Genomic DNA, 23,311 nt, shown 5'->3' with positions numbered 1-23,311 from the left:
TTGCCGACGAAAAATGCGGCAAGCCATCTCCAGGGATGGAACCGGGCGGGTAGGCCCTCACGGCGCTTAAGTCAACCGGCCCGATCAGCCGGCGCGTCGCAGAAGCGGCTGCGAACCTTCGGCAGCGGATGCCTGAGAAGCGCTCCCCAGAACCTCGGCCTTGACCGCACGGGGCGCGGCAAAGACAAAGCCTTGCGCCAAGGGCACGCCGATCTCGGCGAGCACCGGCACCATCTCCTCGCGCTCTACATGCTCGGCCACAAGCCTGATGCCTTCGCGGCGCAGGGCCGAGGCGAAATCGCGCACGCCGAGTTCCGGGCTCAAATGATGGTCCTCGTCCTGGCCGGCGGCGACCAGAAGCTCGGCTGGCAGCTTCACGAAACGCACGCCGAGATCGGCAAGCTCGCGGGCGTCGAAGCGAAGGTCGGTCGCGGTATCGAGGGAGAGCGGCACGCCCTTGTCGCGCAGGACGGAGAGAGCCTCCTTCCCATCGGCATCGAGTTCGCGCCAGCATTCCTGCGGGAATTCAAGCACGACCTTGCCGAGCGTCTCGGGTGCTGCGTCCATGAGGCCGGTGAGCGACCAGAGGAAGCCCGGCTCGCGGACCGAATGCGGCGTCAGGTTCACGCCCACAATAGCTTCGCTGCCCTTGGTGATAAGATGATAGGCCACGGCCATGGCGCGGTTGAGAACGCGGCGGTCGAATTCCGGCGCGCGGCCGAGGCGCTCCAGGGCGCCGAGGAATTCGGAAGGTCCGAGTAAGGTGCCGTCAGCAAGGCGCAGGCGCGCCAGTGCCTCGTAGAAACGGATCTTGCGCTGGGGCAGCGACACGATGGGCTGGAGGTGCAACTCGATGCTGTCGGCCTCGAATGCCTGCATGATCAGCCGCATACGGCGGATCTCTTCCTCCGCCCTGCGGGGCGCGGGCGGCTGGGCAGGACGGCTCGCAGCAGGAGCGGCGGTCTGCGGCAGCATGACGGGAGCAACCTTCTGCGGCGTATCCTCGCTCTTCGGAGCGGTTGTCAGGCGTCCCTTCAACTCGGCCACGTCGCGGTTCTGGGTAGCGACATTCTTCGCCAGCTCGCGCACGACACCGCCGAGCAAGCCGACCGTTCCCGTAACCTCGGCCATGGTCGTGCGCATGGCAGGCGTGGTCGCGGGGTTTGTTTGCAGGAGCTGCTCGAGCCTGGAGAGCCGCTCATTCACATCGGCCAGATCCGCCCGCGCCAGTTGCGCGTTCAGGTTAGCCTCCTCGGCCTTCTTCCAGGTCAGGACCAGGCCTGCGGAAGCCGCAACGCCCAGGAAGGTAACGAGCGGCAGAACGACTACACCCGGCAAAAAGCCGATGGCAGCCCCTGTCATGGCAAGTGTTGCGAGCGCAAGGGCGAACAATTTCGTCCTCAGCTCCTTATCGATGTGAACCTTATCGGTCACCATGGGTGCCCCCGCTCCCCTGGCTTGGCCAAATATGCGAATCAGTAATGTAACGATGTTGTAACGTGAGGGACTCAGGCCACAAGCGTTGCATTGCAACAATCGACAGCTTTACCGCCTGCCTGTGGCCGGAAGCGCACAGTTTCGAAAGGACCCGCCGATGGAAGAACCTCGCAAGGACCTGCTGATGCAGGTGGACGGCATGACCTGCCAGGGCTGCGTGAACGCGGTCACCAAGGCGATCCAGCGCCTCGATCCCGGCGCCCAGGTCGATGTGGATTTGGAGCATGGCCGCGTGCATGTGGTCACCCAGGCGCAGAGTGTGGAGGTGGCCCGCGCGCTCGATGCGGCGGGCTATGAGGCTCATGCCATGACGGGCTGATGCGTGGCTTGCGCCACATATGCCTCTCGCCCAAAGTTCCTTTGCGGCTTTCGGAAACGGCTGATAGGCTCCGCCACGCCAGCCATTTCCGGGGAATAAAATGACAGCTCAGTCTCGGGCCGCCAACGACATTTCATCACCAAACGATCTGGACGCCTGGTGGCTTCCGTTCACGGCCAACCGGTCGTTCAAGCAGCGCCCGCGCATGATCGCCCGCGCCAAGGACATGTATTATTACACCCCCGACGGTAAGGCCGTGATCGACGGTGCGGCAGGCCTTTGGTGCTGCAATGCCGGCCATAACCGCGACGAGATCACCGCCGCCATTCAGGCACAGGCGCAGGAACTCGATTATTCCCCCGCCTTCCAGTTCGGCCATGCAGGCGGCTTCGCCATTGCCTCTCGCATCGCCCAGCTCGCGCCGGGTGATCTGAACCATGTCTTCTTCTGCAACTCGGGCTCCGAGGCGGTGGACACGGCTCTCAAGGTCGCCCTCGCCTATTGGAACGTGAAGGGCCAGGGTAGCCGGACGCGCCTGATCGGCCGCGAGCGCGGCTATCACGGCGTCGGCTTCGGCGGCATCTCGGTCGGCGGCATCGTGAAGAACCGCCAGTTCTTCGGCTCGCTGCTGGCGGGCGTCGACCACCTGCCCCACACCTATAACCGCGAGCAGCAGGCCTTCACCAAGGGCGAGCCCGAATGGGGCGCGCATCTGGCCGACGAGCTCGAGCGCATCGTGGCGCTGCACGATGCCTCCACCATCGCCGCCGTGATCGTGGAGCCCATGCCTGGCTCGACCGGCGTGCTGCCCGCGCCGAAGGGCTATCTCAAGCGCCTGCGCGAGATCTGCGACAAGTACGGCATCCTGCTCATCTTTGACGAGGTCATCACCGGCTTCGGCCGCCTCGGCACCGCCTTTGCCGCCGAGCGCTACGGCGTGATCCCCGACATGATCACCTTCGCCAAGGGCGTGAATTCCGGCACGGTTCCCATGGGCGGCGTCCTCGTGCGCCAGGGCATCTACGATGCCTTCATGAAGGGGCCGGAGAACATGATCGAGCTGTTTCACGGCTACACCTATTCCGGCCACCCGCTCGCCTGCGCCGCCGCTCTCGCCGCCCAGGACATCTACCGCGACGAGAAGCTGTTCGAGCGTGCCAAGACGCTTGAGCCGGTCTGGGCCGATGCGATCCACTCGCTCAAGGGCCTGCCCAACGTCCTCGACATCCGCAGCATCGGCCTCGTCGGCGCCATCGACCTCGCCTCGCGCCCCGATGCGGTGGGCGCCCGCGCCTTCGAGGCCATGGATCGCGGCTTCCACGAGCACGGCCTGATGATGCGCATCACCGGCGACACCATCGCCCTCTCCCCGCCCCTCATCGTCACCGAAGACCAGATCGGCGAAATCGTCGATAAGCTCGCCAAGGTGATCAAGGCAGTGGCTTAAGCCCCATACCAAAAACGTCATCCCGGACGGCGTGAGCCGATCCGGGATCGTCTTCAGAACAAGGCAAAATTCTCGTCTCGCGATCCCGGATCTACGCTCTGCTTCGTCCGGGATGACAGCGATTGTGGCGGAAATCTCAACAACCCTTGCCCCCCCGGCGCTCACGGGGTAGGACCGCAGCACATCCTTCTCCTGATAACGGCTGCTGTTTCCACCATGTCCAAGGCCGACAAGATCAAGGCTCGCGCGCCGCGCGGCTTTGCCGACCGCACCCCCGCCGATCTCGCGGCTACCGAGCGCATGCTCGCCGCGATCCGCGGGTCCTATGAGCTTTACGGCTTCGAGGGCGTCGAGACGCCCTTCGTCGAGTACACGGACTCGCTCGGCAAGTTCCTGCCCGATCAGGACCGCCCCAACGAGGGCGTGTTCTCCTTCCAGGACGATGACGAGCAGTGGCTGTCGCTGCGCTATGACCTGACCGCGCCGCTCGCCCGCTACGTGGCCGAGAACTTCGACGCATTGCCGAAGCCCTATCGCAGCTACCGCGCGGGATGGGTGTTCCGCAATGAGAAGCCGGGCCCGGGCCGCTTCCGCCAGTTCATGCAGTTCGACGCCGACACCGTGGGCGCCGCCTCCGTCGCGGCGGATGCGGAAATCTGCATGATGGCCGCTGATACGCTCGAAAAGCTCGGGCTGAAGCGCGGCGAGTTCATCATCAAGATCAACAACCGCAAGGTTCTCGACGGCGTGCTTGAAGCCATCGGCCTCGGCGGCGAGGACAAGGCCGGCCAGCGCCTGACGGTGCTGCGCGCCATCGACAAGCTCGACCGCCTCGGCCCCGAGGGCGTGAGCCAGTTGCTCGGCGCGGGCCGCAAGGACGAGAGCGGCGACTTCACGAAGGGTGCGGAACTCTCGGCGGATGCCATCGAGCGCGTGCTTGCCTTCACCGCCGCCAAGGGCGCCGACAATGCCGCGACGGTCGAGGCTCTCCGCAAGGTCGTCGGCTCTTCTGAGCGCGGTCTTGAGGGTGCGGATGAGTTAGCGGAAATCGCATCGCTCGTCGCCTCATCCGGTTATGAGGAGCGCGTGACCATCGATCCCTCCGTCGTGCGCGGCCTCGAATATTACACCGGCCCCGTCTACGAGGCGGAGCTGACCTTCCAGGTGCAGGACGAGGACGGTCGCCCCGTCCGTTTCGGCTCGGTCGGCGGCGGCGGGCGCTATGACGGCCTCGTGGGCCGCTTCCGCTCCGAGCCCGTACCGGCCACCGGCTTCTCCATCGGCGTCTCGCGCCTGCTCTCGGCGCTACAGATGGTCAAAAGCCCCATCGTCTCCGGCTCTCAGACGCCCGGCCCGGTGGTGGTGCTCGTCATGGACAAGGACCAGATCGCTGCCTACCAGCGCATGGTCTCGACCCTTCGTCAGGCCGGCATCCGCTCCGAGCTTTATCTCGGCTCGTCGGGCATGAAGGCGCAGATGAAATACGCCGATCGCCGCCAGAGCCCCTGCGTAATCATCCAAGGTTCCAACGAGCGCGAACGCGGCGAAGTGGAGATCAAGGATCTGATCGAAGGCGCCAAGGCAGCAGCAGCCATCTCCTCCAACGAGGAATGGAAAGCCGCCCGCCCCGCCCAGTTCTCGGTAGCCGAGGACAAGATCGTGGATGCGGTGCGCGAGGTTCTGGCGCGGCATTTCGGCTGAGGCCAAAGCCGCTTGGAACTCTGATGCATTTTTCCGGGTTGTCTCCTGAAGCTTGACTATCAGGAGACAACAATGGCCAAGGCCAAGGACAAACCGAAGAAGAGCAACAAGAAGAGCACGGGCACGAAACTGGCGAAGACTGCCAAGAAATCGGGCCTGATGGATCTCATCAACACGGATCTCGGCCGCGAAATCCTGGCGGATGCGCTGATTGCCGCCGCAGGCGCCGCCGCTGCCGCCCTCACCAAGACCCGCGCGGCCAAGCGAGCCGGCGCTGCCGCCGCTAATGCCGGCTCGCAGGGCGCAGACCTCACCCAAACCGCAGCCGGTGCCGTCGCCAATGTGGTGTCGGAAGCAGCCCGCCATTTCCTGCCCGCCAATCTCACTGGCGAAGGCGAAGAGCGCGGCAAGAGCGAAGCCAAGAAGGTGAAATACGTTCACCGCTCCAGCGACCACAGCAAGCGCAAGACCTCAAAGGCCAAGAGCGATACCGCCCAGAAGGGTTGAGCCCTGCCCTATGGCGTCATCCCGGACGGCGGAGCCGATCCGGGATCGTGCGCAGAATTGAGCGCCATTCTCGTCACATGATCCCGGGTTCCGCTTTGCGGCCCCGGGATGACTACCTTCCTCTTCGTTCACCCTTCCCGCTGAAAACGTTCGCCTTCCTGGCCCGGCATTGCTAGAGAGCATGCCGGATCAAAGGATTGCGAAGCCAGTGACGGAGACGGATGCCATTGTTGCGCTGGTCGCGCTCTTCGAGCGCGAGGGCTATGCGCGTGTCGAGCCGCAGGTTCTGCAGCCGGCGGACGTGTTCATCGACCTTTCGGGCGAGGATATCCGGCGGCGCATGTTCGTGACGCAGGACGCCTCGGGCACGGAATTGTGCCTCAGGCCCGAATACACCATCCCCGTCTGCCTTCAGCATCTCTCCCATCGCGGAGCCCAGCCCTCCGGCTATTCTTATGGTGGCCCGGTCTTCCGCATGCGGCCCAACGAGAGCGGCGAGTTCCTCCAGGCGGGCCTTGAGTCCATAGGCCGGTCGGATGCCGCCGCAGCCGACGCGGAGATCCTCGGCCTCGCTCTTGAGGGCCTTCAGGCCATTGGCGGCCCTGCCCCGCAGGTGAAGCTCGGCGATATGGGCCTTCTCCACGCATTGATCGACGCCCTCGGGGTCGCGCCAGCCGCCAAGCGCCGCGTGATCCGCGCCATCGTGTCCGGCCAGGGGCTCGCCAGCCTCACTGAAACCGACGGCCCGGGCTCCCAGGAACATGCGGGCCTTCTCGCCGCCATCGAGGGTCAGGCTCCTCAAGCGGCCAAGGCCTTCGTTGAGGACATTCTCTCGATTGCTGGCATCGCGACCGTTGGCGGCCGCAGCGCAGGCGAGATCGCCGAGCGGTTTCTCGCTCGCGCCGCCAACCGCACCGGCCTCTCCGACGAGGCCCGGCAGGTTCTGGAGCGCTACCTCACCATCTCCGGCGACCCGGATCAGGCGGCCGATGCCGTGCGCCTGCTCGCCAGGGATGCGGGTCTCGACCTGAGCGCGGCCGTCGGCCTCTTCGAGGAACGCACCGGCTTCATGGCAGCACGCGGGCTCGATGTGAGCGCCTTCTCGTTTGCCGCCACCTTCGCCCGCAATATCGACTACTACACGGGCTTCATCTTCGAGGTGCAGGACCCGCACCGCAGCAACAGTAAGCCTATCGTGGGCGGCGGGCGCTATGACCGGCTGCTGGAGCACCTTGGAGCTGACAGCCCGATCCCGGCGGTCGGCTGCTCCTTCTGGCTCGACCGTATCGTGGGGAGGCCATGATGACCGATTCCCCTCTCATTCTGGCCGTCCCTTCCAAAGGCCGCCTGCAGGAGAACGCAGCTGCGTTCTTCGCCCGCGCCGGCCTCATCTTCTCGCAGTCGCGCGGAGCTCTCGATTATCGCGGCACCCTCAAAGGCGTGCCGGACGTGGAGGTCGCCTTCGTCTCCGCCTCCGAGATCGTGTCTCACCTGGCAGCAGGCACGGCCCATCTTGGCATCACCGGCGAAGACCTGATCCGCGAGCAACTGCCTGATGCGGACCAAGCCGTGGAGATGCTCACGCCTCTCGGCTTCGGCAACGCCAACGTGATCGTCGCCGTGCCGCAAGCCTGGATCGATGTTCGCACCATGGCCGATCTCGACGAGGTCGCGGCTGACATGCGCGCGCGCCATGGCCGCAAGATGCGCGTCGCCACCAAATACATCAACCTGACCCGCCGCTTCTTCGCGGAGCGCGGCATCGCCGATTATCTCATCGTCGAGAGCCTCGGCGCGACGGAGGGAGCCCCAGGCTCCGGCGCGGCCGAGATCATCGTCGACATCACCACCACGGGCGCAACCCTCAAGGCCAATGCCCTCAAGATCCTCGACGACGGCCTGATGCTGCGCTCCGAGGCCAATCTCGTGGCCTCCGCGCGAGCCCCCTGGGGCGATCGCGCCCGCGCAGCCGCCACCGCCGTTTTGACTCGCATCGCTGCGGAGGAAGAGGCGCGAAATAGCCGCGAGATCCGAGCAAGCCTCGATCCGGCCAAGGCTCAAGCGCTCACCGCCCTCGCCCGGGATTTCGGCGCCGTCCAGCCTTTCGGCAATGCGCTCGGCCGGGAGGTGGTGCTCCATTGTCCGGCTTCCGCGATGTTCGACATCGTGGCGGCCCTGCAGGGGATCGGCGCGCAGGACATCACCGTCCGCACCTTCGATTACCTGTTCCGTCCCACCAACACGCTGACCGAGAAGCTCTTGCAGCGGATCGGCTGATCTTTCATGGACTGAGGCCTCCTTCAGCGAGGCTTCAGAAACTCTGTCATAGGACAATATGGCTTCGGGCGTTGCCTCTTACGGCAAGGCCTCTTATGGTTCCGGCGATTTTACGATGAAGAGGTTCCGATGAACGCCCTTCGACTTGCAGCACTCCTCGTGGCCTTCGCCACCTCCGCTTCCATGGCTCATGCCCAATCGGCAAACTATGGCAGGCCTGCCGGCCCGACCCGCCAGGTGGACACCAAGGTCCCGCAGCCGGGCGCACAGGGCAAAGTGTTCCCCCTGGGCTCGTCCTGGGTTGCGCAGAGCCTGAACGGCAAGCCATTCGGCGGCATCGAGCGTCCGAGCTTCAAGCTGGACGATCAGCTTCGTGCAACCGGCTTCTCCGGCTGCAACAATTATTCGACGACGGCTTATCCCTTGCGCGAGCAGGGCCTTGCCGTGGCTCCGTTCGCCCTGACCAAGAAGACCTGCGACAAGGCCGCCATGGCCACCGAGCAGTCTTTCCTGATGGCGCTGCGCACCTCCGGCAAGTGGGACATCCAGGGCCGCACCCTGATCATCAAGAGCCAAAACGGCGAGCTGCGCTTCGAGCGTTCGCTGTAAGCAAGCACGACTTTCTCATGCAAAAGGCCGGCATTTCTGCCGGCCTTTTTGTTTTGGTAAGGTGTCATCCCGGACGAAGCGAAGCGCAGATCCGGGATCGCTTTCCGCATAGAGCGCCATTCTCATCATACGATCCCGGGTTCCGCTACGCGGCCCCGGGATGACGCGGAACGATCACTCCGCCGGCTGTGGCTGCAACATGTCCACGGGGGTCGAGAGCCCGCTCTCCGTCCGCTTCAGATCGATGCGCCGGTCGTGATAGCCGATCAGCGTCGAGCGGTGGCCAATGGAGACGACCGTCGTATGCGGCAGCTTCTCCTTGATCACCTGATAGATCTCGGCCTCAGTGGGCTCATCGAGCGCCGCCGTCGCCTCGTCCAGGAACAGCCAGTCGGGCTTCGCCAGAAGCGCGCGGGCGACGGCAAGGCGCTGCTGCTCGCCGAGAGACAGGGTCTGGCTCCAGGCGCGTTCCTCGTCGAGCCTGTCGGCGATCTGCGGGAGCTTGGCGGCGCGCAGCGCATCCACCATCGCGGCATCGCTATAGGCATCGCCGTGGGCGGGGTAAGCTACCGCTTCGCGCAAGGTTCCGATGGGGATATAGGGGCGCTGCGGCAGCAGCAGCATGGTCTGGCCCTGCGGCACCAGCACCTCGCCCTCGCCGAACGGCCAGATGCCCGCGATGGCACGGAACAAGGTCGACTTGCCGGAACCGGATGGGCCCGTCATCAGCGTGCGCTCGCCCGGACGGAAGGCAAGGCCGTCCGCATGCATGAGCGTGCGGCCATCGGGCAGACCCACATGGAGGTTCTTGAGGCGCAGCTCGCGACTGGCCGCGGGCGTGACCGCGAGCTTGCTCTCGCCGCCTACGCGCTGCGCCGCCGCGATGGCGCCCTCGAAGGTGGTGAGACGGTCGAGCACGGCCTTGTAGTCGGCAAGCGTAGTGTAGATCTGGATGAAGTAGGTGAGTGCCGATTCAACCCGCGAGAAGGCTCCGACAACCTGCTGCATCTGGCCGAGCGTGATCTTGCCGATGAAGTAATAGGGAGCGGTAAGGATGTAGGGCACCACAACGTTGGCCTGAAAGTAAGCGGCGGTGAAGGTGTTGAGCTTGATGAGGCGGACCACGATCCGCATATAGTTGTCGACGATTGCACCGAAGCGCCGCGAGAGCCCTTCCTTCTCAGCCGTCTCGCCGGAAAGGAGCGCCACCTGCTCCGTGTATTCACGCAGACGCGCCAGGGAGAAGCGGTAATTCGCCTCCACCCTCTCCTGCTCGAAGTTGAGCGGGATCAGGGGACGGCCGATGAGATGCGTGATCCATGTGCCGAGGATGGCATAAGCCGCGCAGACCCAGACCAGCAGGCCCGGCACTTCCCAGCTCGTTCCCGGGAAGGTGAAGCCCGCCGAGATCGTCCAGAGGATCGCGACGAAGGATACGAGCGTCGCGGCCTGGTTCATGAGGCCGACGGAGAGAGAATAAGTGCTCTCGACGTACTTGCGCAGGTCTTCAGAGATACGCTGGTCGGGGTTGTCCGCTCCGCGACCGATGAGCTGCATCCGGTAATGCGCGCCATTGCCCAGCCATTCGCCGACATAATGCGTGTTGAGGAACGCGCGCCAGCGAATGGTGAGCACGTTCTGCAAAAGCACTTCCGTCAGTGCGATGGCGACGAAGACCGCAGCCAGCGGCGTGAAGATGACGAAGAGCTGATACCAGAAGGCCGCCGCATCTTTTGCTTCGAGCGCATTGAACATGTCGCGCGAGAAGAAGCTGAGGCGCACGTTGAGCGCCACTTGCATGAGATTGATCGCAATCAGAATGGCAATCATCCATGTGCCGATGGTTCCCTCGCGCGCCCGCACGAGACCGATGAAGGGAATGCGGATGACGCTGTCAGCCTGCGAGTCGAGATAGCGATCCGCGATGCGGCAGACGGTCTGGATCACACGGACATAGGACAGGCCGTAGATGAGCGCGCCGAACGCCGTGGCGCCCAGAGCTGCCGAAGGCGGCGGGACGTAACCGGTATAATCTCCTGTGATCGCCACCAGCACAGCCCCAAGGACGAGCAGGACCAGCACGAGATGCGTGGCCGCCAGCATCACCAGGAAGATGCGCAGAAACTTCGGGATCTGGCGCCCGGCATAGACAATGCCCGCGAGGGCCACGGTGGAGAGCGGCAGATAGAACGGGACTTCGAGGCTCCCGGACAGGGAGCCAGCCAGAACCCCCAAGCCTATAAGTGCCAGGGCAATGCTTGCCTTGATCATTCTTTTCTCCTGCCGGAACACCGTATCCGGCTGCATAGGAACATAAAGCAGCCCGATCAACTGCTCTCATGGCGAAAGAAAGGTGAAATCTCCGCGAGGAACAGGCGGGCCCTGTTTATGTTGTCGCGCCAGCGGGCAAGCGGACTCCTCCCCAGGCAGGTTTGTTCTTCAGAACATACAATCCTGTTTATAGAACATTTCAGTTGACATAGAGAACGCCATCCCTCATGTGTCGTATCAACCCAATAGATGATCCTGAAGCGACCTTTATGAACGCCCCTCTCGGATATTTTGGCGACCAGCCGACCCAGCGCCTGATTCCGGCGGAGCCCATCGTGCGCCTGGAGAAGATCTCCAAGACCTTCCCGGGTCGGGATGGCCAGCCCGTTACAGCTCTGCAGGAGATCGACCTCGCCGTGCCGCAAGGCTCGATCCTTGGCGTGATCGGACGCTCGGGCGCCGGCAAATCCACCCTCATCCGCCTTGTGAACGGGCTAGAGAAGCCAAGCTCCGGCAAAGTGATCGTGGATGGCGCCAACATCGCAGCTTTGCCTGAATCGGCGTTGCGCCATGCCCGCCGCTCCATCGGCATGATCTTCCAGCACTTCAACCTGCTCTCCTCCCGCACGGCGGCGGAAAACATTGCCCTGCCGCTCGAGGTTGCCGGTTACGACAAAGCCGAGATCAGGGCGCGGGTGGAAGAGCTGCTCGCCCTCGTCGGCCTGACCGACAAGCGCAACCGTTATCCCTCGGAGCTCTCCGGCGGCCAGAAGCAGCGCGTCGGCATTGCCCGTGCGCTTGCGACGAAACCGAAGGTGCTTCTGTCCGACGAGGCGACTTCCGCGCTCGATCCGGAAACGACGCGCTCCATTCTCGATCTGCTCGCGAAGATCAACGACGAACTGAATCTCACCATCCTGCTCATCACCCACGAGATGGCGGTGATCCGCAACATCGCCCGCGAGGTCGCAGTGATCGAAGGCGGACGCATCGTCGAGCAAGGCGATGTGTTCGAGGTGTTCACGCGCCCGCAGCATGAGGTAACGCGCTCGTTCCTCGGCGACGAGGCAGGCCGCGTTCTGCCGCCTTACGTGCAGAACCGACTGACGCAAGAAGCCACACCGAATAGCCAGACGGTCATCCGCATCGGCTTCCGCGGCCCGCACGCAACGGACCCGGTTCTCGCCAGGCTCGCGCGTGAACAAGGGATTGAAGCCAACATCCTTTCCGGCGCGGTGGACGAGATCGCAGGTCGCCCATTCGGTACGCTCGTCGTCGGCGTGCCGGAAAGTGCATCACTCAAAACGCTCGAATTCCTGAAACAACACGGTCTCGATACGGAGGTGCTCGGCCATGTCGCCTGAGATGATCCGCCTCATCGCCAACTCCACCGGCGAAACGCTCTACATGGTCGCCGTCTCGGCGCTGATCGCCACGCTCTTCGGCCTGCCGCTCGGCGTATTCCTCGCTACCAGCGCCAAGGGTGAGCTGTTCGCGGCCCCATGGGTGAACCGCATTCTCGGCGTAGTCGTCAACGCCACGCGCTCGACGCCCTTCATCATTCTCGTGGTCGCGATCATTCCGCTGACGCGTCTCATTGCCGGCACCTCCATCGGCACCAGCGCGGCCATCGTGCCGCTGACGATAGCGGCCACGCCTTTCATTGCGCGCCTCATCGAAGGCGCGATCCGCGAAGTCGATCAAGGCCTCGTGGAAGCAGCGCGCGCTTTCGGTGCAACGCCGCTGCAGATCGTGCTGAAGGTTCTGATACCCGAGGCTCTGCCCGGCATCGTGTTGGGGCTCACGCTCGCCATCGTCTCGCTCCTCGGATTCTCGGCCATGGTGGGTGCGGTCGGCGGCGGGGGCTTAGGCGATCTCGGAATCCGCTACGGCTATCAACGCTTCATGCCGGAAATGATGCTGGCCGTCGTCGTGGTGCTCATCGTGCTCGTGCAGGCTGTGCAGAGCATCGGCGACCGCCTCGCCCGGCATCTCAACAAGCGCATTCGTCACGGCTGATCTCTCGTCTCTCTCAGGACCTTGCACACGGAGCACCTCATGTCCTTGAAGACCCTAGGCCTTGTTGCCCTTCTCTCCCTTGCGGCCCTGCCCGCTGCCGCGCAGACACAGGTTGTTCGCATCGGCGCGACGCCCGGACCTCATGCGCAGATCCTGGAAGCCGTGAAGCCGATTGCCGCCCAGAAGGGTCTCGACATCAAGATCATCGAGTTCTCCGACTACGTGGTGCCGAACGCCGCTCTCGCATCGGGCGACATCGAGGCCAACTCGTTCCAGAACCAACCCTACCTCGACAATCAGGTGGCCGACCGTGGCTTCAAGATCGAGAGCGTCGGTCTCACCGTGAATTTCCCGATCGGCATCTACTCGAAGAAGCACAAGAGCCTCGATGCGCTGCCGAACGGCGCAACGATCTCGATTCCGAACGATCCGACCAATGGCGGCCGCGCGCTTCTGCTGCTGCAAGACAAAGGCCTGATCAAGTTGAAGGACAATGTCGGCTTCAAGCCCACTCCCATCGACATCACGGGCAATCCCAAGAAGATCAAGTTCGTCGAAATCGAAGCTGCCCAAGGGCCGCGCGTGCTCGATGACGTGGATGCGGGCATCATCAACACCAACTATGCGACCGCAGGCGGCCTAGACCCTGTGAAAGATCCGATCGCCCGCGAGAACCCGAAAGGGCCTTACGTGAACCTCATCGCCGTGCGTTCCGAGGACAAGAACAAGCCGTGGGTGAAGGCGCTCCTGGATTCTTATTACTCGCCGGAAGTGAAGAAGTTCGTCGACGAGAAGTTCAAGGGCTCGGTTCTCACCAGCTGGTAAGACACATTTCATTTTCTGAGAATGCCGGGCTTCGCGCCCGGCATTTTTACTGCTCTCACAGCAAACGTTTTCAGACCATCCTCGTCATTCAGGACCCCGTACAAGGAGTAACTCATGTCCCTGAAGAAGCTGGGCCTCGCCGCCCTCCTCTCCCTCGCTGCCCTGCCTGCCGCTGCGCAGACTCAAGTGGTCCGCATTGGCGCAACGCCCGGCCCCCATGCTCAGATCCTCGAGGCAGTGAAACCCATCGCCGCCAAGAAGGGCATCGAGATCAAGATCGTCGAATTCTCCGATTACGTGGTGCCGAACGAGGCTCTCTCTTCCGGTGAACTCGAAGCCAACTCGTTCCAGCACCAGCCCTATCTGGACAACCAGAAGGAAGCTCGCGGTTACAAGATCGAGACCGCCGCGCAGACCGTGAATTTCCCGATCGGCGTCTACTCGAAGAAGCACAAGGCCTTCGATGCCCTGCCGAACGGCGCGAGCGTCGCGATTCCGAACGATCCGACCAATGGCGGCCGTGCTCTGCTGCTTCTCCAGGACAAAGGCCTCTTGAAGCTGAAGGACGGCGTGGGCTTCAAGCCGACTATCCTCGACATCACGGCAAATACCAAGAACCTGAAGTTCACCGAGATCGACGCGGCCCAGGCTCCACGCGTGCTCGATGATGTGGACGCCGCCGTGATCAACACCAACTACGCCACGCAGGCCGGCCTCGACCCGGTGAAGGACGCGCTGACACGCGAGAACCCGAAAGGGCCTTACGTGAACATCATCGCCGTGCGCACCGCCGACAAGGACAAGCCCTGGGTGAAGACCCTCGTCGAATCCTACCACACCCCCGAGGTGAAGAAGTTTGTCGAGGAGACGTTCAAGGGCGCCGTTCTCACGAGCTGGTAAGCGCCTCCAAAACATTTTCGGAAAAGGCCGGGCCATGCGCCCGGCCTTTTTTGTTGGGCAATGAACAGGGCACGGCAGGCGCGAGCTTGACAAGGAAGCCGGCTAAGCTCCCTCATGTCACCGTCCCGAAGCGACAGATAAGCCGGAGCGACGAGCCCGGCATTTCAGGAGGAAACCTTATGCGTCACTTACTGGCCGGCGTCGCTCTCGCCGCCACTCTCTGCGCCGCCCCCTTCGCAGCTCAGGCTCAGGAACAGCTCACAGTCTATTGCTCGATCCTGGAGGAGCAATGCCGCGCTGGCGTCGCCGCTTTCGAAAAAGCCTCCGGCATCAAAGTTACGATGGTGCGCAAGAGCACCGGCGAGACCCTGGCGCAGATCCGCGCCGAAGCCTCCAATCCACGCGCCGACGTGTGGTGGGGCGGCCCCGGCGATTCCCATATTCAGGCGGCGGAGGAAGGCCTTACGGTTGCTTATAAATCCCCCGCTCTGTCGGAGCTCTACGACTGGGCGCAGCGCTTCTCCGAGCAATCGGGCAATCGCGCCACGGCCACCTATCTCGGTGCGCTCGGCATCGGCTACAACACCGAAGTTCTGAAGAGCCGCGGGCTGCCGGAACCGAAATGCTGGGCCGATCTGCTCGATCCGAAATACAAGGATGAGGTGCAGGTCTCCGATCCGAATTCCTCGGGCACCGCTTACGTCTTCCTCGCATCACTTGTTCAACTGATGGGCGAGGACAAGGCCTTCGACTACATGAAGGCCCTGCACAAGAACATCAATCAATACACCAAGTCGGGCGCTGCCCCCGTGAAGGCGACGGCCTTGGGCGAAACCGCCATCGGCATCGCCTTCATGCACGACATGGTGACGATGATCGCCGACGGCGCTCCTGTGAAGACCATCGCTCCCTGCGAAGGCACTGGCTACGAGACGGGCTCCGTCTCCGTCGTGAACGGAAAGAACCAGGATGCCGCGAAGAAGTTCGTGGACTGGGCTCTCACGGCGGAAGCCCAGAAGCTCGTGGGCGCGGACCTGAAGATCTATTCGATCCCGTCGACCAAGGCTGCTCCGATCTCGCCCAGCGCGCCGAAGCTCTCCGAAATGAAGCTGATCAACTACGACACGGTCAAATACGGCTCGGTGGCGGAGCGCACGCGCCTGCTGAAGAAATGGGATGCAGAGGTCAAGTCCGCCCCGAAGTAAGCATCGTTGGACTACTTTCCATCATCCAAGGCCGGGTACGTTGCCCGGCCTTTTCTATTTTACAGCCCCCTGTCAGCCCCACCTTGGCAGCAAGCAAACTTAACAATATAAACCTCAGACGATAGAGCTTCTTCAGAAATGAAGCCGCCAGGGGACAGACAATGGCGACGCCGACGCAGAATACCATCGACACAGCGCGCGTTTCTTCTTTCGCTGCGGGGTCTGGCACTGGTCTTCTCTTCGGGGACAAGTGGGGCCCGGGCAAGGCCGGCGCCGGCGTAACCCTCACCTGGAGCGTGCCGCAGGGCACAGCCTGGTACGACAATAACTATTCGTATTACGGCGAATGGAGACAGTGGTACATTTTCTCCGCGACGGAGATCGCGGGTGCTCAGAAGGCGCTCAAGGCCTGGGACCTTGTATCCAATGTCGCTTTCAGGCGCGTTGCGGACGACGCCGCGACGGTCGGCGAGATCCGCTTCGCCAAGACGGCCTACACCATGCCCTACAGCGATGCCCATGGCTACATGCCGGCCGATGTTCCCCGTTCCGGCGACGTCTGGATGAACATCGACAAGTGGAACCTCAACGGCAGCGACGCCAACCGTCCAGGAACCTACGCTTACTTCACGCTGCTCCATGAGATCGGCCACGCGCTCGGCCTGAAGCATTCCTTCGAGTCATCGATCTACAACAACAGCACCGTGCCTTCGACGAATGATCACTGGTTCTTCACGGTGATGAGTTACACGGCTGGTCCATGGTCAAGCAGTGCAAGGCCAGACTTCTTTCCGACGACGCCGATGTATTTCGATTTGCTGGCAATCCAACACCTTTATGGCCGCGACACGACCACCAATACCGGCAACAACACCTACACGTTTCGCGACACGCAGAAATATTGGCAGACGATACATGACGCGGGCGGCAAGGACACCATCGTTGCCAGCGGCAGCATTGGCAGCACTATCAACCTGAACCCGGGAAAATGGAATAAACTGGGCGCGGCCATCATCTTCACCGATGGCATGCAGTCGCGCGATACCGTCATGATCGGTCCGGGCGTGGTCATCGAGAACGCGTCTGGCGGCAATGGCGCGGATGGCATCACCGGCAACTCCTCAAGCAACACGCTGAAGGGCAATGCCGGCAACGATACCATCAAGGGCGGTAGCGGAAACGATATACTTTTCGGCGGGAGCGGAAACGACATTCTCGCCGGCGGTTCAGGCCAGGATCGTTTTTACTTCGACAAGCGCCCCTCCGGTATTGATGTGGACCGGATCACGGATTTCAACGTCAAGGACGATACGATCTATCTCGACGATGCCGCCTTCGGCCTCAAGAAGGGCATTCTCAGCAAGGCGGCTTTTCGGCTGGGTGCGAATGCAAAGGATACGTCCGACCGCATCGTCTACGACAAGGCGACGGGCGCACTCTATTTCGACCCCGACGGCATCGGTTCAGCGGAGAAAATCAAGTTCGCGACACTTCCCAAGAAGCTGGCTCTGACGGTTGCAGATTTCTTGGTTTACTGACCCGTCATTTCTGGCGCGGTTCCTTCACACGCTCGCCTGCCTCCGCCCAATGGCCAGATCTCTTTGATGTGACGGCCTCCAGCAGCGTCCACGCTGCGTTGCGCACTTCCGACTGCACATCGAGATCGCGGTCCAACTCCTCATGGCTGGTCGCATAGGGCTTCCAGTAGCCGATATAGCGGTCGAGTTCGGCAAGGTTTCCGGCGGGTGAGAGATCCATAGCCCGCAGCCAGTCCGACAGGCTGCGGCGGACGCCATTGGTTCCTTCTGCATCGCCGTGCACGATTACCGAGAACAGGCGTCCCGACAGGTGCTTGGGATAATCCCAGCCTTTCAGCTCAAGCTCCTTGGCTTCCTTTACCTTCTTGCCATGGGTCGATGTGGGATCGGGGTTGCCGCCATCGGCGCAGACGAGGCGATCCATCATCAGCTTCAGTGGCGAAGAAGCCTGATACCAATTGACCGGCGTGACGATCATGATGCCGTGAGCTTCCACCCATTTCGGATAGATCTCGTTCATCCAATCATGAACCTGCCCAAGGGAGAAATTGGGGTAGCACGAGCACGGCCAATGACAGAGCGCGGCAGAAGTCGAGAAGCAGGTCTTGCAAGGATGAATGTGACGGCCATATTCCGACGTCAGGCGGCTGAGATCGAGGACTTCGACCTCAACATTCTCCGCGCTGGCAATGACCTGCCGTACGATCTCGACGAGCCGATATGTTTTCGACATCTCCCCGGGACAGGTGTGCTCGCTGCGAGCGGCTGACGAGATCAGCAGGAAGCGAGCAGGACCATCCGCATCCTCATGCCGTTTCTGCGCCAGATCGATGGCTTCCTTGGCGGCGATCCAATCAACCGCGAGATCATAATCCGGATCGAAGAAGCCCGGTCCTGCCTTGCGCGTCTTCGGGCTCTTGCGGTGGTGACTATAAGCATCCCACGCAGCATCCGTGATGTGCTGCAATTCCTGCGTTAGAGGTTCGAAAGCAGGGTCCTGAAACTGCTGCAGAAAACGGCGGCGAAACTCGCCTTCATCAAGTGTGGGGTCGGGAGTACCGGTTCGGGCTTCTGGAATGGACAAAGGGCACTCCCGTTCTTACATCGTGTCAACGCTAAGCTAGGGAACGCCGGGTCAAGTAAGCCGGTTCCGTGGCCAAAGGAACCCTGTAACGGTTTGCCTATCCGACCGGAGGCGCTACCTCCGTTTCGCATTCTTTCATCCAGGAGCCGCTTGATGCCGACCACACCTCCCTTTCGCTTGAACGATGGAAACACGATGCCTCAGCTCGGCTATGGCGTATGGCGTGTTTCGAACGAGGAAGCCGCAACTTCCGTGGTCGATGCCATCAAGGCCGGATACCGCTCCATCGACACGGCCGCGATCTATGACAACGAGGAAGGCGTCGGCAAGGCGATTGCCGCATCCGATGTGCCGCGCAACGAGCTGTTCATCACCACCAAGCTGTGGAACGACAATCGCAGCTTCGACGGCGCGCTGACGGCATTCGATCAAAGCCTGAAGCGATTGAGGCTCGACACCGTCGATCTCTATCTCATCCACTGGCCCGGCGTGAGCGGAGAAGGATATGTCGATGCATGGCGTGCGCTGGTCCGCCTCAAGGAAGAAGGGCGCGTGAAATCCATTGGCGTCTCGAACTTCATGCCGCCCCACCTCCAGCGCATCATCGACGCAACGGGTATCGTCCCTGTATTGAATCAGATCGAGCTGCATCCGCGCTTCCAACAGAAGGAGCTGCGCACTTTCCACGCGCAGCACGACATCGCGACGGAGAGTTGGGGGCCTCTCGGCCAAGGTAGTCTCGTTGCCGATGAGAAGCTCGCCGCCATCGGACGCAAGTACGGTAAGACACCTGCTCAGGTAATCCTGCGCTGGCACCTCGACAACGCTTTCATCGTGATTCCGAAATCGGTCAATCCGTCTCGCATTCGCGAGAATATCGACGTATTCGATTTCGCACTGGATGCGGACGACATGCGCATCATTGAAGCGATGGACGACAAGGACGGCCGCGTCGGCCCCGACCCTGCTATCTTCGGCTGATCGAACGCCCCATCTATAAGCGGTCCTTCGCCGGACCGCTTGCAGCCTCGAACTGATGATAGATCGTCTCGGCAATCGGCAGGAGCTGCGTACGATCGGCTTTAGCCGAGACGACGTAAGACACGCCGTTGTCGATCCATGAGAAGGCCGATATTCCTTCCTTGACCTCGAAGCGGAACGCGGTTTCCTTCTCGTCCATGCTGGAGCGCGCGAAGAGCGTGAGGCGGCTGCCACCTGCGTTCTCGTACATGAAGAGCGCCGCCGCCTCTCCGCCGGATGGCAGAAGCCTTCCGCCGATCAGGCGATAGCCCTGCGCATTGAGATCGGGCGCCTTCAGCGGTTTCCCCACGCGGCGGGACAGCCATTGCACGAGATGCGCCTCCTGCTCGCCCGGCACTTCGACGGGATGCAGGCGCTCGCTCACGTAAAGACGATGAGCCGTAATGGCGCTGTCGGCGACATTCGCTTCCGATGGAGCTCGCCCGTTCCACCAGGCATTGCCTGCCGCACCAAGAAGGCTTCCCAGCACAAGCCATGCCATCGCGGCAGCAATCCCCTTCATCCTGAAAACCGCCGGACTTTTTCGAGTGGCAACGAGATTGGCGATGCGCAACCGCGCGGGGATCGGTTCCTGCATTTTGAAAGCAAGACGTGCACGCAAGGCATCGCGCTGTGCGATTTCCCGTTCCACCCGTTCCGCCATTTCCGGATTGGACGACAGATAGACTTTGACGACCATGAGGCGCGACATTGCTAGTCTTCCATCAATGAAAGCCTGCAGATCGTCCTCACCGATGGGTCGCTCGCCCGTCACTTCACTCTCCTCAAGACGGCATTGCGTCCGTTTTCCATGAACTCCCTCAAGCGTCCACGCGCACGGCTGAGGCGGGACATCACCGTGCCGAGCGGAATGTCCAGAGCCTGCGCAGCCTGCTCGTAAGAAAGATCTTCGACGCCGATGAGAAGCAGCACCGAGCGCTGTTCCTCCGGCAAGGCGTCGAGACCGGCCAGGATATCGCGCAAGCCCGCATGGCTTTCAGGCGTATCCACCGAGGCGGATACGTCGTCCAGCACCTCGACGCCGACCTGAACACCGTGCGTCCTGCGCTTTCTTAACCCGTTCAGAAACAGGTTTCGCTGGATCGTGAAGAGCCACGCCTTCAGGTCCCCGTCGCGGCGGCGCTGGCTCCAATGACGGATCGCCCGTTCCAGCGTGTCCTGGACAAGATCGTCCGCCGCCTCGTCGTCGCGCAGGAGTGCCCAGGCATAGCGGCGCAAGCCTGGGATCTGCGGCTCGAGAAGGGCGGCGATCTCGTCCAATGTCAAACTCTCACGACCTCAACTTCATCAAAGACGAGGTGTACCGGCGTGGCAATGGCTATGGAGTGGCAATGTGCCAGACATTGTTGACGCCATCGCCTGTCACTTCACCCGGCTTCGTGTCCTTCACCCAGAGGTAAAGCGGCTTGCCTTTATGAGCCCATTGCTTGGAACCGTCGTCGCGAGTGACGATGGTCCAATCGCCGGAGGGAGAAGCGCCTGCGGCGGCGATGAGCGGCGGCCAGTTCTGGGCGCATTGACCGTTGCAGTTGGACTTGCCGGCAGCATCGCGGTCGAAGGTGTAAAGCACCATGCCTTTTGCATCGACGAGCGCCTTGCCCTTGCTGGTGTCGGCGACCTTCGCGGGTGCGGCTGTTTGAGCAAGCACGCCTGTCGCCGCCATGAGAGCGCCTGCGAGAAGAGCGGAACCGAAAAACAGCTTCATGGGTGTCCTCCTGATGGTCGTGATGACCTGCTCTTCAAGACACGCAGCGACTGGCTTTATTCCATGAAGCTCGAAATTTCTTCAGCGGCCCATGGCGTTGAAGCTGGCTCTCTCGTCAATGGGCTCGCGCAGCTCGATCCTGTGACGGCCGTTGTCGCGGATCTGCGCCGTGCGGTAACGACCGTCGAGCTCATCCTGCGGCTCCTGCAGCACTTCCACGCCTTTCTTGCGCAGATGCGCGATCTCTTCGTCTACATCGCGCACGATAAGGCTGATCACCGGCACCCGCGTCGCCGCGACATTGCCCGTCGCATGAGGGTCTCCGGTGTCCGGCAAAACGTGATCGACCTCCGTCACTTCGAGCAGGAATCCGCCTCGCTCCAGGACCGCCGTGCGTCCCTGAACGAAGTTCTGGTCGGCGATGAGCCGGAAACCCAGTTTGTCCCGATACCAACGGATGCTCTCGTCGAAATCGGGCGTTCTGATCGCGGTGGAACGCGGTTGCGCTGCCCCTGCCGATTGGGCGGCTGCGAAGGAGGAGCCCGCGAGGATGACAGCCGGGACCGCCAGGATGGCGAGCCCGGCCAGGATGCAGCGCCATGGCTTCAAGAGTGATGAGGAGCATTCTGTCACGGGCTGTCCCTATCGTCCGCTCGAACTTAGCCGTCTCATCTCATGAACGTTTTAGCAGCCTGAATCGTTCTTGGGTTTCATCAGCTTCAGCAGCAAAGCCGCCAACTGCCCGGCCTCCGAGTTAGTGAGCTTGCAGCCAATGCGGCGGTTGATGGCGGGCCCATAGACCGCCCACATGCGCCGCTGAAGCGCCCTCCCCTCCTCCGTGATCTCGACAAGCTGCCGCCGTTTGTCTCCGGGGAAGGGAATGCGGCAAACGAGGCCCTCTGCCTCCATCCGGTCGAGAAGACGCGAGAGATTGTACTGCTCGAAGAGGGCCGCGTCCTCGATCTCCCGAGGGGCAGAACGGCCGTCAGGCTGCTTCTTGAGATGCAGGAGCACGTCGTACCAGGTAAGCCCCGGAAAGCCCGCCGCCTTCAGCTCGGCCTCGATGCCCCCCGCAACCTCTTTCCCGGCCCGGATCAGACTGACCCAGGCATCGGTCACGGCATCGGACGGTTCCTGCATGTCTTGCACCACGGCAAAGCCTTCCCTGTTTCCATGCAATTGCATCATGTTTGACATTTTCATGCAAGTGCATATTAATATTCATGCATTTGCATGGAGCCTTCCGATGCCTACCAACACCTCATCCGCCTATGGCGTTCTTCTCCTCCGCGTCTCGCTGGGCGTTATGTTCATCGCCCACAGCCTGGTCCTGAAGTTCATGACCTTCACGCTTGCAGGCACGGCGCAGTACTTCGAATCCCTCGGCCTGCCGGCCTTCCTCGCCTATGCCACGTTCTTCGCCGAGCTCATCGGCGGCATCATGCTGGTTCTCGGCGTCCAGAGCCGCTGGGTCGCGCTCGCCCTTCTGCCTGTCCTCGCGGGAGCCTTCTGGGTTCATGCCGGTAATGGCTGGGTGTTCTCAGGCGCTGGCGGCGGATGGGAGTATCCGTTGTACCTGATCGTGCTCTCCGTCGCACAGGCACTGCTCGGCGACGGCGCTTATGCGCTCAAGCCCTCCTCCCGCCTTCCGCTTCTCTCCACTCCGGCCGCGCTGAAGCCTGCGCTTTAAAAACCTTCGACAACAACAAGGACCGAAAACATGAAGCTCTACTACACCCCCGGCGCCTGCTCGCTCGCTCCGCACATCGTCGCCCGCGAAGCAGGTCTCAACATCGACCTCGTGAAGGTCGATCTCTCGAAGCACCTCACGGAGACCGGCGAGAACTTCCGCGCCATCAACCCGAAGGGCTACGTGCCGGCCGTGACCCTGAAGGACGGCTCGCTGCTCACGGAAGCCGCCGCCATCATCCAGTATGTCGCCGACCAGAAGCCCGATGCTGGTCTTGCGCCCGCCAACGGCACTACGGAACGCTATCGCCTGATCGAGTGGCTCACCTTCATCAGCTCCGAGATTCACAAGGGCTTCGGCCCGCTCTGGAATCCCGCGACGCCCGACAGCGTGAAAACCTCCACGAAGGAGCGCCTCGCCACCCGCTTCGCCTATCTCGACGAGACGCTGGCCAAGCAGCCCTTCCTGATGGGCGAGACCTTCACGATTGCCGATGCCTATCTCTTCACGGTCGTGAACTGGACGAACTTCCACGCCATCGACATCTCGTCCTTCAAGAACCTCAGCGCCTTCATGGGCCGCGTGGCCTCGCGCCCGAAGGTGCAGGAAGCGCTTGTGGCTGAAGGCCTGAAGCAGGCGGCTTAAGCCTTCAACCGTTCCAAAAGAAAAAGGCCCC

24 protein-coding genes are annotated in these 23,311 nt (G+C 62.2%); 16 read left to right on the top strand and 8 right to left on the bottom strand.

Annotated features, from left to right (window positions below; all coding sequences use genetic code 11):
• Positions 1–84 precede the first annotated feature (84 nt).
• On the bottom strand, positions 85–1,437 hold the full coding sequence (locus MHY87_RS04880; RefSeq protein ID WP_239349980.1) for an EAL domain-containing protein: 1,353 nt from the start codon (positions 1,435–1,437) through the stop codon (positions 85–87).
• A gap of 157 nt (positions 1,438–1,594) precedes the next feature.
• Between MHY87_RS04880 and MHY87_RS04875 the strand changes: the two genes are divergently transcribed.
• From MHY87_RS04875 to MHY87_RS04845, 7 genes are all read left to right on the top strand, one after another.
• A complete protein-coding gene (locus tag MHY87_RS04875) occupies positions 1,595–1,816 on the top strand; it encodes a heavy-metal-associated domain-containing protein (RefSeq protein ID WP_239349978.1) in 222 nt (73 codons plus the stop codon).
• A 100-nt stretch (positions 1,817–1,916) separates the two neighbouring features.
• Positions 1,917–3,263, top strand: coding sequence for an aspartate aminotransferase family protein (locus MHY87_RS04870; protein WP_239349976.1), 1,347 nt, complete (start codon positions 1,917–1,919; stop codon positions 3,261–3,263).
• A gap of 216 nt (positions 3,264–3,479) precedes the next feature.
• A complete protein-coding gene (gene hisS, locus MHY87_RS04865) occupies positions 3,480–4,964 on the top strand; it encodes a histidine--tRNA ligase (RefSeq protein WP_239349974.1) in 1,485 nt (494 codons plus the stop codon).
• 72 nt (positions 4,965–5,036) lie between these two features.
• Positions 5,037–5,471, top strand: a complete 435-nt coding sequence (locus tag MHY87_RS04860; protein WP_239349972.1) for a hypothetical protein — start codon at positions 5,037–5,039, stop codon at positions 5,469–5,471.
• Positions 5,472–5,652: 181 nt separating this feature from the next.
• Positions 5,653–6,774: an ATP phosphoribosyltransferase regulatory subunit gene (locus MHY87_RS04855; protein WP_239349971.1), complete on the top strand. Its 1,122-nt coding sequence runs from the start codon at positions 5,653–5,655 to the stop codon at positions 6,772–6,774.
• Complete coding sequence (gene hisG, locus MHY87_RS04850) at positions 6,774–7,748, top strand: ATP phosphoribosyltransferase (RefSeq protein WP_239349970.1); 975 nt, start codon at positions 6,774–6,776, stop codon at positions 7,746–7,748. Before MHY87_RS04855 ends, hisG begins: the two co-directional genes overlap by 1 nt.
• Before the next feature lie 129 nt (positions 7,749–7,877).
• A complete protein-coding gene (locus MHY87_RS04845; protein WP_370644841.1) occupies positions 7,878–8,357 on the top strand; it encodes an META domain-containing protein in 480 nt (159 codons plus the stop codon).
• Positions 8,358–8,531: 174 nt separating this feature from the next.
• Here MHY87_RS04845 and MHY87_RS04840 read toward each other — a convergent pair whose 3' ends face one another.
• Positions 8,532–10,628, bottom strand: a complete 2,097-nt coding sequence (locus tag MHY87_RS04840; RefSeq protein ID WP_239349969.1) for an ABC transporter ATP-binding protein/permease — start codon at positions 10,626–10,628, stop codon at positions 8,532–8,534.
• Between the two features lie 269 nt (positions 10,629–10,897).
• Between MHY87_RS04840 and MHY87_RS04835 the strand changes: the two genes are divergently transcribed.
• The 6 genes from MHY87_RS04835 to MHY87_RS04810 all read left to right on the top strand — a co-directional run bounded on the left by MHY87_RS04835 (position 10,898) and on the right by MHY87_RS04810 (position 17,115).
• On the top strand, positions 10,898–11,992 hold the full coding sequence (locus MHY87_RS04835) for a methionine ABC transporter ATP-binding protein (RefSeq protein WP_239349968.1): 1,095 nt from the start codon (positions 10,898–10,900) through the stop codon (positions 11,990–11,992).
• The gene (locus tag MHY87_RS04830) at positions 11,982–12,647 is read left to right on the top strand and encodes a methionine ABC transporter permease (protein ID WP_239349966.1); all 666 of its coding nucleotides are present in this window, start codon (positions 11,982–11,984) and stop codon (positions 12,645–12,647) included. The genes MHY87_RS04835 and MHY87_RS04830 overlap by 11 nt, the downstream gene beginning before the upstream one ends.
• 39 nt (positions 12,648–12,686) lie before the next feature.
• Positions 12,687–13,472, top strand: coding sequence for a MetQ/NlpA family ABC transporter substrate-binding protein (locus tag MHY87_RS04825; protein ID WP_239349964.1), 786 nt, complete (start codon positions 12,687–12,689; stop codon positions 13,470–13,472).
• 114 nt (positions 13,473–13,586) lie between these two features.
• Positions 13,587–14,372: a MetQ/NlpA family ABC transporter substrate-binding protein gene (locus MHY87_RS04820; protein WP_239349962.1), complete on the top strand. Its 786-nt coding sequence runs from the start codon at positions 13,587–13,589 to the stop codon at positions 14,370–14,372.
• A 179-nt stretch (positions 14,373–14,551) separates the two neighbouring features.
• A complete protein-coding gene (locus MHY87_RS04815) occupies positions 14,552–15,577 on the top strand; it encodes an ABC transporter substrate-binding protein (RefSeq protein ID WP_239349960.1) in 1,026 nt (341 codons plus the stop codon).
• A 161-nt stretch (positions 15,578–15,738) separates the two neighbouring features.
• The gene (locus MHY87_RS04810) at positions 15,739–17,115 is read left to right on the top strand and encodes a M10 family metallopeptidase (protein ID WP_239349958.1); all 1,377 of its coding nucleotides are present in this window, start codon (positions 15,739–15,741) and stop codon (positions 17,113–17,115) included.
• Positions 17,116–17,119: 4 nt separating this feature from the next.
• Here MHY87_RS04810 and MHY87_RS04805 read toward each other — a convergent pair whose 3' ends face one another.
• A complete protein-coding gene (locus MHY87_RS04805; protein WP_239349956.1) occupies positions 17,120–18,199 on the bottom strand; it encodes a flavodoxin family protein in 1,080 nt (359 codons plus the stop codon).
• A gap of 153 nt (positions 18,200–18,352) precedes the next feature.
• Between MHY87_RS04805 and MHY87_RS04800 the strand changes: the two genes are divergently transcribed.
• Positions 18,353–19,180 (top strand): aldo/keto reductase, encoded by an 828-nt coding sequence (locus MHY87_RS04800; protein ID WP_239349954.1) that lies wholly within the window; start codon positions 18,353–18,355, stop codon positions 19,178–19,180.
• A 13-nt stretch (positions 19,181–19,193) separates the two neighbouring features.
• Here the strand turns inward: MHY87_RS04800 and MHY87_RS04795 are convergent, their stop codons facing one another.
• From MHY87_RS04795 to MHY87_RS04775, 5 genes are all read right to left on the bottom strand, one after another.
• Complete coding sequence (locus MHY87_RS04795; protein WP_239349952.1) at positions 19,194–19,994, bottom strand: anti-sigma factor; 801 nt, start codon at positions 19,992–19,994, stop codon at positions 19,194–19,196.
• Entirely contained in the window at positions 19,991–20,500 is a 510-nt protein-coding gene (locus tag MHY87_RS04790; RefSeq protein ID WP_239349950.1) for an RNA polymerase sigma factor, read from the bottom strand. Before MHY87_RS04790 ends, MHY87_RS04795 begins: the two co-directional genes overlap by 4 nt.
• Before the next feature lie 58 nt (positions 20,501–20,558).
• The gene (locus tag MHY87_RS04785; protein WP_239350692.1) at positions 20,559–20,903 is read right to left on the bottom strand and encodes a hypothetical protein; all 345 of its coding nucleotides are present in this window, start codon (positions 20,901–20,903) and stop codon (positions 20,559–20,561) included.
• 123 nt (positions 20,904–21,026) lie between these two features.
• Positions 21,027–21,578, bottom strand: coding sequence for a VOC family protein (locus tag MHY87_RS04780; protein ID WP_239349948.1), 552 nt, complete (start codon positions 21,576–21,578; stop codon positions 21,027–21,029).
• Between the two features lie 51 nt (positions 21,579–21,629).
• Positions 21,630–22,085: a MarR family winged helix-turn-helix transcriptional regulator gene (locus MHY87_RS04775; protein ID WP_239349946.1), complete on the bottom strand. Its 456-nt coding sequence runs from the start codon at positions 22,083–22,085 to the stop codon at positions 21,630–21,632.
• Positions 22,086–22,191: 106 nt separating this feature from the next.
• Here MHY87_RS04775 and MHY87_RS04770 point away from each other — a divergent pair, with 106 nt between their 5' ends.
• Both MHY87_RS04770 and gstA read left to right on the top strand, forming a co-directional pair.
• A complete protein-coding gene (locus MHY87_RS04770) occupies positions 22,192–22,635 on the top strand; it encodes a DoxX family protein (protein WP_239349944.1) in 444 nt (147 codons plus the stop codon).
• A gap of 30 nt (positions 22,636–22,665) precedes the next feature.
• The gene (gstA, locus tag MHY87_RS04765) at positions 22,666–23,280 is read left to right on the top strand and encodes a glutathione transferase GstA (RefSeq protein WP_239349942.1); all 615 of its coding nucleotides are present in this window, start codon (positions 22,666–22,668) and stop codon (positions 23,278–23,280) included.
• The last annotated feature ends 31 nt before the right edge of the window (positions 23,281–23,311 follow it).

It is taken from the genome of Microvirga sp. ACRRW (assembly GCF_022346925.1).
GTDB lineage: Bacteria > Pseudomonadota > Alphaproteobacteria > Rhizobiales > Beijerinckiaceae > Microvirga.
This window is presented reverse-complemented; position numbering and strand designations above follow the sequence as displayed.